Here is a 13,099-nt window from a genome sequence, read left to right as displayed (position 1 = left end):
TGCTGGACGCCCCTGCGGGGCCCTACGACACGCGCCGTGGGGGCCGCAGTTCACCCCTGGTCGTCACAGCGACCGCATGCTAGCGTTGCCCTCAGTTGCAGTTTGATTCCCCTTGCAGTACTTGAAGCCTGCGGAGCATGTAACCGCGGGCTTTTTGTAGTTTTTCAGCAATATCGAAAAACTTCGGACTCGTCCGGAGGCAGGGCGATCAGCGCAGCGGACCGGGTGCCACACGGTGTGGCCCCGACACGTCCCTCGCAAGGAGAACGGCATGGCCACGGGAACCGTCAAGTGGTTCAACGCTGAGAAGGGCTTCGGCTTCATCGCCCAGGAGGGCGGCGGCCCCGACGTCTTCGTCCACTACTCCGCCATCAACGCGAGCGGCTTCCGCTCGCTGGAGGAGAACCAGGCGGTGAACTTTGACGTCACCCAGGGCCCGAAGGGCCCGCAGGCGGAGAACGTCACCCCCATCTGACCATCTTCTGATGTTCTGATCGCTCGGGACCCCAGCGGGTCCGTCGGCGGCTCCCGACAGCCGTCACCATGAGCACAAGAGCAACACCCAAGGGGGCCCGCCCGACCGGCGGGCCCCCTGCCTTTTCCCCCTGCCTATTCCCCTGGCCTTTCCCCGGCCTCTCCTCCCGGCCACCGCCCCGGGAAGCAGCGCACGCACCCGCGCCCCCGCGGCACGCACAAGGGCCCGCCTCCGCACCGGGGAACGGTGCACAGGCGGGCCCTTGTCGCCGAGCCGGCCGGGATCAGGCAGCCACCGGGGCCGCCTTGTCCGTCTGCGCCGGGACGACGGCCGACGGCGCGTCCTCGTACAGGTCGCCGGAGGGACGGTTGTAGGCGGCGACGTCGAGGATCTTCTCCCGCGAGGCCACCAGGACCGGCACCAGCACCTGGCCCGCGACGTTGGTCGCGGTGCGCATCATGTCGAGGATCGGGTCGATGGCGAGCAGCAGGCCGACGCCCTCCAGGGGCAGGCCCAGGGTGGAGAGGGTGAGCGTCAGCATGATGATCGCACCGGTGAGGCCCGCGGTGGCGGCCGAGCCGACGACCGAGACGAAGGCGATCAGCAGGTAGTCCCGGATGCCGAGGTCGATGTTGTAGACCTGGGCGACGAAGATCGCGGCGATCGCCGGGTAGATCGAGGCGCAGCCGTCCATCTTGGTGGTGGCGCCGAACGGCACGGAGAAGGACGCGTACTCGCTGGGGACGCCGAGGCGCTCGGTGACGCGGCGGGTGACCGGCAGGGTGCCGACCGAGGAGCGCGAGACGAAGGCCAGCTGGATGGCGGGCCAGGCGCCCTTGAAGAAGTTGACCGGGTTCAGGCCGGCGGCGAACTTCAGCAGCAGCGAGTAGACGACGAAGAGCACCAGCGCGCAGCCGACGTAGATGTCGAGGGTCAGCGTGGCGAAGGGCTTGAGCAGGTCCCAGCCGTACTTGGCGACGGACTTGCCGATCAGGCCGAGGGTGCCGAGCGGGGAGAGCCGGATGACCCACCACAGGGCGGTCTGGGTCAGCTCCAGGACGGACTCGCTGAGCTTGAGGACCGGCTCGGCCTTGCTGCCGAGCTTGATGATCGCCGCGCCGACCACGACCGCCATGAAGACGATCTGCAGCACGTTCACCTTGGCGAAGGCGTCGACGATGTTGGTCGGGAAGATCCCGGTCAGGAAGTCGATCCAGGTGCCCTTGGAGTCGAGCGCCTTGAGGCCGTCGGTCTTGAGGTTGGTGCCCTGGCCGGGGTTGGTCAGCAGGCCCAGGCCCAGGCCGACGGCCACCGCGATCAGCGAGGTGATCATGAACCAGAGCAGCGTGCGGGTGGCCAGGCGGGCCGCGTTGGTGACGTTGCGCAGGTTTGCGACGCTCACCACGATCGCGGTGAACACCAGCGGCGGGACGGCCAGCTTGAGCAGCTGGACGAAGATCTTGCCGATGGTCTCCAGGGTGGTGGCCAGCCAGGAGATGTCGGCGGCGCGGGCCAGGTAGCCCAGGCCGACGCCGAGCAGCAGGCCGCCGACGATCTGGACCCAGAACGGGGTCTTGCGGATTCTCGCGAGCACGGACGGCGACGAGGTCGCCTCGGGCGCTGTGGACATGACGGTGCGGCTCCGGGGGAGGGCGTTGCTGACGGTGGGGTGTGGCGGAGGAGGCGGCACGGCGCGCGGGCCGGGCGGGGAGGTCCCGGCCCCCGGTCAGGGGCGTGCCGCCGGGATACAGCTCATGGCGCGACAACGGCGCGGGCTGTCCACAGCACCGGTCAGAGCGCACGGGCGGGCGGCACCGGGCAGCGAGCCCCGGCCGTGCTTCCGCGATGCGTCTGAGGTGGTCATGGGCGACACATTAGCAGTAAAGGTTTGAGATGTTCAAAGTAGTTGTTTGAGGTTGGGGTGAGATCCGGACACGAACGAAGCTGACGCACCATCAGATCATCCCCACCGGCCCGATTGACCGCTGAGCGGTTATACGTATAACTTTGACGGCGTCCCCGCCCCCGCCTGCCCAGACCGGAGAAGACGCCCGATGGGCTACCTCGCCCTGCTCCGCGCCCCCCATGTCAGCCGCCTGCTCCTCGGCACCCTGCTCGGCCGCCTGCCCGCCGGCATGACCGCCCTGGTGATCGCCCTCGCCCTGCGCGAGGCCGGCGCGCCGTACGGGCGGATCGGACTGGCCACCGCCGCCTACGCGATCTCCGCCGCCGTCGGCGGGCCGGTGCTCGGGCGGATCGTGGACCGCACCGGGCAGCCCCGCGTCCTGCTCGCCTCCGCCGTGCTCGCCGGCGGCGGGTACGCGCTGCTCGCCCTCGCCCCCGGCTCCGAGATCGCCGCTCCGCTCGGCGCCGCGATCGCCGGGCTCGCCATGCCCCCGCTCGAACCCTGCCTGCGCTCGCTCTGGCCGGACGTGGTGGAGGAGGAGCAGCTCGACACCGCCTACGCCTTCGACTCCGCCTCCCAGCAGATCCTCTACGTGGCCGGCCCGCTGGCCGTCGCCGGGATCGCCGGCCTGTTCAGCCCGGTCGCCGCGCTCTGGATGGCCGCCGGACTGGGGCTGGCCGGCGCGCTGATCGTGGCCACCACCGCCCCGGCCCGGGCCTGGCGCGCCCCGGCCCGCGCGCACTCCGCCGGGCTGCTCGGCCCGCTGCGCTCCCCCGGCCTGGTGCTGCTGCTGGTCGGACTGGCCGGGGCCGGCTGGGCCGTCGGCGCGCAGAACGTGCTGTTCATCGCCTACGCCGAGCACCACGCCGACGCCCTGCCCGGCGGCGCGGGCACCCTGCTGGCGCTGGCGGCGCTCGGCGGCCTGCTCGGCGCGCTCGCCTACGGCGCGGTGAAGTGGCGCAGCAGCACGGCCACCCGCACCTGGATCATGGCGCTCGCGATGGCCGCGTCCTACCTGCCGCTGGTGCTGCTGCCCGGGCCGTACCCGATGGCCGCGCTGGCCTTCCTCTCCGGGATCGGGCTGGCGCCGCTGCTGGCGGCGGCGTTCGTGCTGGTCGCCGAGCTGGCGCCGACCGGGACGGTGACCGAGGCGTTCGCCTGGCTGGTGACGCTGTTCGCGACGGGCAACTCGCTCGGCTACGCGGTGTCCGGCAACCTGGCCGAGGACTCGCTGCGGCCGGTGGCGCTGTGCGCGGCGGGCGGGATCGCGCTCGGCGCCCTGCTGCTGTTCGGCGCCCGCCGCTGGTTCCACCCGGTGCCGTCGGCGCCGTCGGTGCGGCCGGTGCCGGTGGGCTGAGGCCCCCCACAGACGACCGCGCCCACCGGGGTCTGGCCGGCGGGCGCGGTCTTTCGTTCTCCCCTGCTCCTGCCTACGGCTTCGCGCCCCGCCCCGGCGCGCCGACCGCCGGCGCGGTGGAGGAGCGCAGCACCAGCGAGGTGGCCAGCGGCGGGACGGGCGCCGCCCGCTCGCCGCGCAGCAGGCCCGCCAGCGCCGCCGCGCCGACCCGGCCCAGCTCCTCGCCGGGCAGGTCGACGGTGGTCAGCGGCGGGGCCAGCAGCGCGGCCACCGCGACGTTGTCCATGCCGACCACCGACAGGTCGGCCGGCACCCTCAGCCCCAGCTCGGCGGCGGCCTGGTACACCCCGGAGGCGACCACGTCGTCGTCGCAGATCACCGCGCGCGGACGGTCCGGGCGCTCCAGCAGGCGGTGCGCCACGCTCCGCGCGGCCGGCTGGCCCTCGTTCAGGCTCACGCCCAACTCCACGACCTCCAGGTCGAGTTCGGCGGCGACCTGCTCGAACGCGGCCTGCCGCACCCGGAACGTGTACGCGGAGTGGGTGGAGCGCAGCCGCCCGATCCGGCGGTGGCCGAGCCCGGCCAGGTGCTCGACGGCGGCGCGCATCCCGCCCGCCACGTCGAGTTCGACGGTCGGCCGGGCCCGGTCGGTGCCCGGGTCGGCGTCGAGGAAGACGACGGGGGTGTCGGCGGGCAGCTCGCCGAGCTGGCTGTCGTCCGGGGAGCAGATCAGCAGGCCGTCGAAGCGGCTGGTGGTGGCGGCCTCCGCGAGGGTGGCGCTCCCCCAGCCGGAGCTGACCACGACCGCCAGGCCGTGCCGGCCGGCCTCCTCGTGGACGCCCTCCAGCACCCGGCCGAAGAACGGGCCGAGGATGTTCGGCACCGCCAGGAGGATCATCCCGCTACGGCCGAGCCGCAGCTGCCGGCCGGCCGCCTGCGGGCGGTAGCCGAGGCTGCGGGCGGCCTCCCTGACCCGCTCCCGGGTGGCGTCGGAGACCCGGCGGCCGGCCTCGGCACCGGAGAAGACCAGCGAGACGGTGGCCTGGGAGACCCCGGCGAGCCTGGCCACGTCCCGGCCGGTGGGCCGGCGCACCGGGGCCGGCCAGGTCCCGGCCTCCCCCTCGACGGACGGCCCGAGCGACGCGGCCGACCCGAGCGACGCGGACGGCCCGGACGGCGGGTCGGCCGGTCCGGGCTCGGAAGCCGCAGAAGCGGAAGCGGGGTCGGGGTCGGAAGCGGAGGCGTCCGAGGCGGCGGATTCGGGCACGGCGGCTGCGGCTACGGGTCCGGCCGGGGTCAGCTCTGCCGGACGGCGGCCGTCCGGGCCGCCTCGTCGACGGCGTCCTCCTCGGCGTTCTGCGCGGCGATCCGCTCGGCGGTACGGCTGCGCAGGCCGGAGACCTTGGTGGTGATCTGGGCGGACATGTCGTCGCGCTGACGGCTCAGCAGCACGTAGCTGAGCGGCGCGGACGCGATCGCGGCCAGCAGGAACAGGAAGATCACTCCGGCCTGGCCGCTGACCGGGATGATCTTGAAGTGCCCGAGCAGCAGGGCGACCAGCAGGCAGCCGAGGAAGATGCTGACCCGCAGGGAGGTGTAGCGGAGCGTGGCGTGCGACTTCTCCTGGCCGGTGCTGCTCACGGGACACATCCTTTTCACTGGTCTGGGCGGGGGCCGGTCTCCCAGTGAAGCATGCCTGACGGGCGGCGCGGGGAAGGGGGCGCCCGTCCCCCCGCCCGCCCCCTCCCGGCCGTCCTGCGGATCAGCGCAGGTCGAGCCACATGGTGATCTCGTCGCGGTCGTCCCCTAGGGCGACCCGGACCGCGGCCGGCACCCGGCCGACCTCCCGGTAGCCGCAGCGGGTGTAGAAACGCTCCAGGCCCTGGCCGCCGCGCGCGGTCAGCCGCAGGCTCTCCAGGCCCCACTCCCGGGCTATTCGCTCGGCCTCGGCGAGCAGCCGGACGCCGTAGCCGCGGCCCTGGCAGTCGGGGTGCACCATGACCCGCTTGAGCATCCGCCAGTGCTCCATCAGGCCGAACCGCATCGACTCGAAGAAGAGGACACCGACGAGCCGGCCGGTGTCACTCTCGTGGGCGACCAGCAGCCGGTCCGGGCCGTCCGGCGCGACCCCGGCGAACTGGTGGTCGGCGGTGTCCCAAACCTCGTCCTCCGTCACCGGCGCCACGAAGCCGACCGCGCCGCCGGCGTTGGTGACGTCGGCCCACAGCCGGACGACGGCGGTGCGCAGGTCCGGGTCGAGCTTCGGGTCCAGGGTGAAGATGAGCGCCATGGCTGCGGAGCCTAGCTCTCCGGTCCGACAGGCCCCCGACCCGCCTTGGGAGCCCGCCCTGGGAGCCCGCCCTACGGGAGGGCCGGGACGACGGGGCGGTCCGGCCGGCTGGTGCGCAGCGCCAGGCAGAGCCCGACGGCGACCACGCACAGGGCGCCGGCGCCGTACCAGGTGAGGTCGTAGTTCCCGAGCGCGTCGCGGGCCAGGCCCGCCAGCCCGGCGACGACGGCCGCACCGATCTGGTGGCTGGCCAGCACCCAGCCGAAGACGATCGGGGCGTCCCCGCCGAAGTGCCGGCGGCACAGCGCGACGGTCGGCGGCACGGTGGCCACCCAGTCCAGGCCGTAGAAGATGACGAAGGCCAGGATCGGCGGCTGCAGCGAGCCTGCGAGCAGCTGCGGCAGCAGGAGCAGCGAGATCCCGCGCAGCCCGTAGTAGGTGACCAGCAGGATCCGGGAGTCGACCCGGTCGGTGAGCCAGCCGCTGAAGATGGTGCCGATCACGTCGAAGACGCCGATCATGGCGAGCAGACCGGCCGCGGTGGTCACCGGCATGCCGTGGTCGTGGGCGGCCGGGATGAAGTGGGTGCCGACCAGGCCGGCGGTGGTGGCGCCGCAGATCGCGAAGGAGCCGGACAGCAGCCAGAACGCCCGGCTCCGGGCAGCGTCCCGCAGCACCCGCAGCGAGCGGGTCAGGGCACGGCCGTCGGCGGCGGGCGCCGGGGGCTCCTCGGTCGCTCCGTACGGGAGCAGGCCGAGGTCGGCGGGCCGCTCGCGCATCAGCAGCAGGACGGGGACGGCGACCGCGCTGGCCGCGAGCGAGACCACGATCACCGCCGAGCGCCAGCCGTGGTGCTCGACCAGCCAGGCGCCGACCGGCAGGAAGACCAGGTTTCCCGCTGCCCCGGCGGCCGTCAGCACGCCGGTGACCAGGCCCTGGCGCGCCTGGAACCAGCGGCCGGTGATGGTGGTGGCGAAGGCGCCGGCCATCGAGCCGCTGCCCAGGCCCACCAGCACGCCCCAGCAGAGCACCAGTTGCCAGGGCTCGCGCATCAGCATGGTGAGCCCGGAACCGACCGAGATGGTCAGCAGCGCGCAGACCACCACCAGGCGCACGCCGAAACGGTCCATCAGGGCGGCGGCGAAGGGGGCGGTGAGGCCGTAGAGGGTCAGGTTGACGGAGGTGGCGCTGGATATCGTCCCGAGCGACCAGCCGAACTCGTTGTGCAGGGCGTCCATCATCAGGCTGGGCGTGGACCGGAAGCCGGCCGAGCCGAGCAGGACCAGCAGCGAGACACCGGCCACCACCCAGGCGTAGTGCACCCGGAAGCGGGCCGGGCGGGCCGGGCGGACGGGTCCTTCGGGGGCGGGCGCGGGGGCGGGGGCGAAGGCGTTGCGTTCGGTCACGCGGACGAGTGTCCCGAAGCGGCGCGGCCGCGACGAGTGGCCTGAATGACAGCTTTCGCAAGAATCGGGCCACGGTCCCGGCGTACCCTGGCCCGAACCGGCCGGACCGACCGAACCGACCGAACCGACTCAACCCGCCGACCCGATCCGACCGGCCCGGGCGGCCGCACCACCGAAGGGGAACGGCATGGCCCACCTGGTCGCGGTACTCGCCCTCGACGGCGTGATCGCCTTCGAACTCGGCATCCCCGCCCGCATCTTCGGCGGCGCCAAGGACCCGGCCGGACGGCCGCTCTACGAGATCGCCACCTGCACGCTGGACGGCCGGCCGGTCGCCACCAGCGCGGACTTCCGGATCAGCGTCGACCACGGGCCGGAACTGCTGGAGCGGGCCGACACGGTGGTGATCCCGGCCTCCGCCGACGCGAGCGCGGCCACCGTCGACACCGCCTTCACCCCCGAACTGGCCGCCGCACTGCGCCGGATCCGGCCCGGCACCCGGCTGATGTCGATCTGCACCGGCTCCTTCCTGCTGGCCGCCGCCGGACTGCTGGACGGCCGCCCGGCCACCACCCACTGGCGCTACACCCGGCGCTTCGCCGAGCTGTACCCGAAGGTGCGGCTGGACCCGGACGTGCTCTACACGGACGACGGCGACCTCCTCACCTCCGGCGGGGTGGCCGCCGGGGTGGACCTGTGCCTGCACGTGGTCCGCCGCGACCACGGCAGCGCGGTGGCCAACGCGGTGGCCCGCAGCTGCCTGGTGCCGCCGTGGCGCGAGGGCGGCCAGAAGCAGTACGTCGAGGCCCCGAGCCCGGTGGACTCCACCGGCCACGGCACCGCCGCCGTCCGCGCGTGGGCACTGGAACACCTGGACCAGCCGCTGGCGCTGCGCCGACTCGCCGACCGGGCGGGCATGAGCGTGCGGACCTTCACCCGGCGCTTCCGCGAGGAGACCGGCGCCAGCCCCGGGAAGTGGCTCACCGTGCAGCGCACCGAGCGGGCCCGGCAGCTGCTGGAGCGCACCGACCTGACGATCGACCAAGTCGCCCGGGAGTCCGGTTTCGGCACCGCCGCCTCGCTCCGGCTGCAACTGCGCGACCGGCTGGACGTCGCCCCGAGCGCCTACCGGCGCACCTTCCGCACCGTCCCCGGGTGACCCCGGGCGGCTTCAGGTGCCCTGGGCGGCTCTCGGCCGAGTGGCCGGAAAGCGACGCCGGATGACGGCGGGTCGGATGGCGGCCGGCCGCGTGCACCCCGAGCACGGCGCGGCCGGCCGCCATCCAATCGCGACGCACGGGCCCTGAACCCGCGCCGCGCCCTCCGCACTCGCCAAGGAGCGCCCGCGACCGGCGATCCACGGCCCCCCTGCTGGCGTGGTCCCCCTGGACAACAGCACCGCGGCGGCGTTCGGGCGTCCCCTCGGCGTCCCCTCACTGACGGAGAGCCGCACCCAAGCGTGATCAGTCGGATACGTCACGTCAATGGGTAGTCCGAAATTCGGAATGGTTGCGTCAACTTTCGGCCGGTGATCTCCGCCGGCGATCACCGGCGGGATCGGCAGCGAACCGAGCGGGCCCCGGGGCTGCCGCTGCCGCTACTGCGCCAGCGCCGCCCAGTCCACGCCCGCCAGCGGGTCCGCCGGCCGGGCGTCCGCACCGATCTCGCACCACACCCGCTTGCCCGAGCCGTCCGGGAACCAGCCCCAGCGCTCGCAGAGCAGCTCGACCAGCTCCAGGCCGCGCCCGTTGGTGGCGTTCTCGTCCGCCCCGGCGTGCCGCGGGGCGGGGGCCGTCCGGCTCGCGTCGGCGACCTCCACCCGCAGCGGGCCGGCCGGCTCGCCGCCCGCCTGGTCCTCCTCCACCGGCAGACAGAGCCGCAGCACCGCCGGACACCCGGTGTGCACCACGGCGTTGGTCACCAGCTCGGAGACCACCAGCACCACCGTCTCGGCGACCGGCGCGTCCGGGTCCACCCCGTGGTTCAGCAGCCGCGAGCGCACCCACCGACGGGCCCGGCCGACCTCGGCGGGGTCCGCCTGCACCGCCAGCTGTACCTGAAGAACCTGCACCGCTCCACCACCCGCACTCGCAGTTCGGCCATCGTCCCGATCGGGCCGGATCGTCCAGCCGGCGAACCCTCGCACATCGCCCGGTGCCACCCGGGCCCTCGGCCGGGCTCCCGCCCGGCGCTCACCCGACCTGTCCCGTCCGGGCCAACTCGTCCGTCGCGCACTGGCCGCGACTCGATTACGCCTCAGGATGAGTGGGCGGACGGACCTCGGCAAGCGCTTCGGGCATATTCCAGCGATCGGGGGACAGCGCAGTGCATACTGTCCCGTTCACTCTCGCGAGCCTCGTACCGGCACTCGTCCGGCCCGGGCCGACCCGCCGGTCCCGCAGTGGCGAACCTACCTCCGGACGCCCCGCGCACCCGGCCCGCCACTCGCGAACCACCCGTGCGACATATGTCCAACGGCCTTCGAACAGTGGCCTCCAAGGACCGCCCCGCGCACGGGCCGCCGATCCGAGCGACGACCGGGCGACGACCCGGTTGGCGATCCGGCTGGCGACCCGGGCGACGATCCGCGGGCCCGGGTTCCGTTCTTCGGGGAATGCTCCCGCCGCCGACCGGCCGCAAGATACCGTTGGGTACGCCAGCGAAACCCGGGCAGGAGGGTTGGTTCCCGATGGCCACCCCCGACCGCGCGCCGCGCTGGGACGAGCAGCTCCAACGCCGCCTCGCCCGCGGCGAGGAGACCGCGCTCGGCGAGATCTACGACCAGCTCGCGCCGATGGTGCACGGACTGGCCGGGCGGATACTCGCCGACCAGGCCGCCGCCGCCCAGCTCACCCGGGAGATATTCGCCCAGGTCTGGGAGCACCCCGAGGACTTCGACCCCGCCCAGGGCTCGCTGCGCTCCTGGCTCGGCGCGCTCACCCACCGCCGCGCGGTCGACCGGCTGCGGGCGCGGCGGGCCGCCGAGCGGGTACCGGGCGGCCCGGGCAGCGGGCTTGACGGACCGGGAGGCAGCGAGCGCGCGGCCGAGGCGGAGATCCGCGCCGTGGCCACCGCCGCGCGCATGCAGTACGTGGTGGACTCCCTGCCCCAACCCCTGCGTGAGACCATCGCGGTGACGTACTACGACGGCCGCACCTACCAGGAGACGGCCCGGCTGCTCGGCATCAGCGAGCAGGCCGCCAAGCAGCGGATGCGGCTCGGCCTGGAACTGCTGGCCACCGAACTGGCCGAGGAGCGCGCCCGCCACGACGAACGGCACGGCCGCGAGGACGGCCGGGAAGACACGGACGACGCGGGCGACAGGGACGACGGGGACAGGGGCGCATGAGCGAGCGGAGCGAGCCCACCACCGAGGAGCGGCACGACGCCCTGCGCTCGCTGCTCGGCGCCTGGGCCCTCGGCGCCTGCCCGAGCCATGACGCCGCCGAGCTGGAGCGGCACCTGCGCACCTGCCCGGAGTGCGCCGAGGAGGCCGCCCGGCTGCGCGAGGCGGCGGGCTGGCTCGCCCTGGACGAGCCGCTCGACCAGCCCAACTCGCTGCGCCAGCAGGTGCTCGACTGGTGCCTGGCCCGCCGCCCGGCCGAACTGCCCGTCCCCGCCTGGGGCATGCCGTACACCGCGGAGACGGCCAAGCTCGACGCGCTGCTGCGCGACCTCGGCCCGGAGGAGTGGCAGGAGGTGGCCGACCTGCCGTGGCACGGCGGCACCGGGCGGCTGCGCCCTGCCGAGGTGCTGTGCCACCTCGCCGCCGTGGACGGCTATCTGGCGCTCGCCCTCGGCCTGCCCGACCCGGTGCCGGCCGGCCCGGGCGCCGCACCGGCCCCGGCCGCCCGGCGGGTGCCGCCGCAGGAGCCGGCCGCGCGGCCGCCGGCGCTCCGGATCCCGCCCCTGCTCCCGCCCCGGGTCCCGCCCCGGGTCCCGCCGCAGGGCGGGCCGTACGCCGGGATCGCCGAACGCACCGCCCGGCTGGTCGCCGACCAGGCCGGCCTCCCGCCGCAGTCGGTGCGGGAGCGGTGGCGGCGGCAGACCCACGACCTGGTGCGCACCGCCGCGCTCGCCCCGCAGGGCAACACCCCCGTCGACTACGGCTTCGCCGTGCTGCCGCTGCGCGACGCCTTCGTGGACCGCGCCTTCGAGTGCTACGTGCACGGCGAGGACGTGGCCCGCGCGGTCGCCTACCCGTACGACCCGCCGGCGCCCCAGCACCTGCGGCAGATGGTGGACCTGGCGGTCCGGATGGTCCCGCGGGCACTGGCCGACCTGCGTGCCGCCCGCGCCACCCGTCCCGAGCCCGCCGGGGCGCCGACCCTCCCGCCCGTGGCGGACCAGGGTCAGGGCCGGGGCCGGCGGCTGCGGCTGGTGATCGACGGCCCGGCGGCCGGCGAGTGGCTGATACCGCTGGACGGACCGGAGTCGGGGCCGTCCGGCGGCGAACCGGTGGCCTCGATGGTGCTGGACGGCCTGGAGCTCTGCCACTTGGCCGCCGCGCACCGCGATCCGGACCGGCTGCCGGTCGGCGAGCACGGCGACCGGGCCGCGATCCGCGAGGTGCTGCACGCCCTGCCGCTGCTGTCGCGGCCGTAAGCGGCCACAGCCGCCGCAACGGCGGCAACCACACCGACTGCCGACCGCCCCGGCCTCGCTACGCGAAGACCACCGTGCGGGTGCCGTTCAGCAGCACCCGGTGCTCGCTGTGCCACTTCACCGCACGGGCCAGCGCCTGGCACTCGACGTCCCGGCCGAGCGCGACCAGCTGGTCCGGGGTGACGTCGTGGGTCACCCGGGCCACCTCCTGCTCGATGATCGGGCCCTCGTCGAGGTCGGCGGTGACGTAGTGCGCGGTGGCGCCGATCAGCTTCACGCCCCGGGCGTGCGCCTGGTGGTAGGGCTTGGCGCCCTTGAAGCTCGGCAGGAAGGAGTGGTGGATGTTGATCACCCGGCCGGACAGCGCGGTGCACAGCTGGTCCGAGAGCACCTGCATGTAGCGGGCCAGCACGACCAGCTCGACGTCCTCCTTGGCGACCAGGTCCAGCAGCTGCTGCTCGGCGTCGGCCTTGGTGTCCCGGGTGACCGGGATGTGGTGGAACGGGACGCCGTAGCTCTCGGTCAGGTCGCGCAGGTCGGTGTGGTTGGACACCACCGCGGCGATCTCCACCGGCAGGGCACCGATCCGGGTGCGGTAGAGCAGGTCGTTCAGGCAGTGCCCGAACTTGCTGACCATGAGGACGATCCGCATCCGCTGCTCGGTCGGGTGGATCTGCCAGTCCATCCCGAACGAGGCCCCGATCGCCGCGAAGCTGGCCCGCAGCTTGTCGGCGGTGACCGGCTCGGCGGCGGAGAAGTGCACCCGCATGAAGAACAGCCCGCTGTCCCCGTCGCCGAACTGCTGGCTGTCGATGATGTTGCAGCCGGTCATGAAGAGGTAGCTGGAGACGGCGTGGACGATGCCCTGCTTGTCGGGGCAGGACAGCGTGAGGACGTACTGGGCGCTGGCCGGCTGCTGGTCCACTGGGGGTATCCCGTCCTGAGGTCGTGGCGTTCGTGGGTGGTCCAGCGTGTCACATCCTGGACAGCCGCCGCCCCGCTGCCCGTACTGCGGGACGGCACTGCTCAGCGGCCCGACCGGACACCCGGCCGGCGGCCC

Annotated in this window: 12 protein-coding genes; 5 read left to right on the top strand and 7 right to left on the bottom strand. The window is 74.0% G+C overall.

The genetic code is table 11. The features are described 5' to 3' along the window. The first annotated feature begins 271 nt into the window (after positions 1-271). The gene (locus AC07AL_RS12335) at positions 272-475 is read left to right on the top strand and encodes a cold-shock protein (protein WP_052580872.1); all 204 of its coding nucleotides are present in this window, start codon (positions 272-274) and stop codon (positions 473-475) included. Positions 476-758: 283 nt separating this feature from the next. On the opposite strand, the gene AC07AL_RS12330 is transcribed toward AC07AL_RS12335, so the two are convergent. Further along, positions 759-2,105, bottom strand: a complete 1,347-nt coding sequence (locus tag AC07AL_RS12330) for a dicarboxylate/amino acid:cation symporter (RefSeq protein ID WP_363585025.1) — start codon at positions 2,103-2,105, stop codon at positions 759-761. A gap of 424 nt (positions 2,106-2,529) precedes the next feature. Here AC07AL_RS12330 and AC07AL_RS12325 point away from each other — a divergent pair, with 424 nt between their 5' ends. Beyond that, positions 2,530-3,738, top strand: coding sequence for an MFS transporter (locus tag AC07AL_RS12325; RefSeq protein WP_478317391.1), 1,209 nt, complete (start codon positions 2,530-2,532; stop codon positions 3,736-3,738). A gap of 73 nt (positions 3,739-3,811) precedes the next feature. On the opposite strand, the gene AC07AL_RS12320 is transcribed toward AC07AL_RS12325, so the two are convergent. From AC07AL_RS12320 to AC07AL_RS12305, 4 genes are all read right to left on the bottom strand, one after another. Further along, complete coding sequence (locus AC07AL_RS12320; RefSeq protein WP_478317390.1) at positions 3,812-5,005, bottom strand: LacI family DNA-binding transcriptional regulator; 1,194 nt, start codon at positions 5,003-5,005, stop codon at positions 3,812-3,814. A gap of 29 nt (positions 5,006-5,034) precedes the next feature. Next, a complete protein-coding gene (locus tag AC07AL_RS12315) occupies positions 5,035-5,379 on the bottom strand; it encodes a DUF4229 domain-containing protein (protein ID WP_063348160.1) in 345 nt (114 codons plus the stop codon). A 121-nt stretch (positions 5,380-5,500) separates the two neighbouring features. Then, positions 5,501-6,028: a GNAT family N-acetyltransferase gene (locus AC07AL_RS12310; protein ID WP_400988795.1), complete on the bottom strand. Its 528-nt coding sequence runs from the start codon at positions 6,026-6,028 to the stop codon at positions 5,501-5,503. Positions 6,029-6,099: 71 nt separating this feature from the next. Continuing rightward, the gene (locus AC07AL_RS12305) at positions 6,100-7,434 is read right to left on the bottom strand and encodes an MFS transporter (protein WP_478317389.1); all 1,335 of its coding nucleotides are present in this window, start codon (positions 7,432-7,434) and stop codon (positions 6,100-6,102) included. A 187-nt stretch (positions 7,435-7,621) separates the two neighbouring features. Between AC07AL_RS12305 and AC07AL_RS12300 the strand changes: the two genes are divergently transcribed. Further along, positions 7,622-8,593: a GlxA family transcriptional regulator gene (locus tag AC07AL_RS12300; protein ID WP_478317388.1), complete on the top strand. Its 972-nt coding sequence runs from the start codon at positions 7,622-7,624 to the stop codon at positions 8,591-8,593. Positions 8,594-9,031: 438 nt separating this feature from the next. Here AC07AL_RS12300 and AC07AL_RS12295 read toward each other — a convergent pair whose 3' ends face one another. Beyond that, the gene (locus AC07AL_RS12295) at positions 9,032-9,505 is read right to left on the bottom strand and encodes an ATP-binding protein (protein ID WP_063348164.1); all 474 of its coding nucleotides are present in this window, start codon (positions 9,503-9,505) and stop codon (positions 9,032-9,034) included. A gap of 618 nt (positions 9,506-10,123) precedes the next feature. Between AC07AL_RS12295 and AC07AL_RS12290 the strand changes: the two genes are divergently transcribed. Continuing rightward, positions 10,124-10,783: a sigma-70 family RNA polymerase sigma factor gene (locus AC07AL_RS12290; RefSeq protein WP_478317387.1), complete on the top strand. Its 660-nt coding sequence runs from the start codon at positions 10,124-10,126 to the stop codon at positions 10,781-10,783. After that, positions 10,780-12,039, top strand: a complete 1,260-nt coding sequence (locus AC07AL_RS12285; RefSeq protein WP_478317386.1) for an anti-sigma factor family protein — start codon at positions 10,780-10,782, stop codon at positions 12,037-12,039. Before AC07AL_RS12290 ends, AC07AL_RS12285 begins: the two co-directional genes overlap by 4 nt. A 58-nt stretch (positions 12,040-12,097) precedes the next feature. On the opposite strand, the gene purU is transcribed toward AC07AL_RS12285, so the two are convergent. Further along, on the bottom strand, positions 12,098-12,964 hold the full coding sequence (gene purU / locus AC07AL_RS12280; RefSeq protein ID WP_371517487.1) for a formyltetrahydrofolate deformylase: 867 nt from the start codon (positions 12,962-12,964) through the stop codon (positions 12,098-12,100). Positions 12,965-13,099 lie beyond the last annotated feature (135 nt).

Source organism: Kitasatospora sp. NPDC043949, from assembly GCF_056435365.1.
Note: the sequence above shows the minus strand (reverse complement) of the source record. Positions and strands in the feature narration are given on the sequence as shown.

Bases quoted from the DNA above. Each gene is read 5' to 3' on its own strand.
- AC07AL_RS12285 (WP_478317386.1), top strand. From the start codon at position 10,780: ATGAGCGAGCGGAGCGAGCCCACCACCGAGGAGCGGCACGACGCCCTG.
- AC07AL_RS12300 (WP_478317388.1), top strand. From the start codon at position 7,622: ATGGCCCACCTGGTCGCGGTACTCGCCCTCGACGGCGTGATCGCCTTC.
- AC07AL_RS12310 (WP_400988795.1), bottom strand. From the start codon at position 6,028: ATGGCGCTCATCTTCACCCTGGACCCGAAGCTCGACCCGGACCTGCGC.
- AC07AL_RS12325 (WP_478317391.1), top strand. From the start codon at position 2,530: ATGGGCTACCTCGCCCTGCTCCGCGCCCCCCATGTCAGCCGCCTGCTC.
- AC07AL_RS12335 (WP_052580872.1), top strand. From the start codon at position 272: ATGGCCACGGGAACCGTCAAGTGGTTCAACGCTGAGAAGGGCTTCGGC.
- AC07AL_RS12290 (WP_478317387.1), top strand. From the start codon at position 10,124: ATGGCCACCCCCGACCGCGCGCCGCGCTGGGACGAGCAGCTCCAACGC.
- AC07AL_RS12330 (WP_363585025.1), bottom strand. From the start codon at position 2,105: ATGTCCACAGCGCCCGAGGCGACCTCGTCGCCGTCCGTGCTCGCGAGA.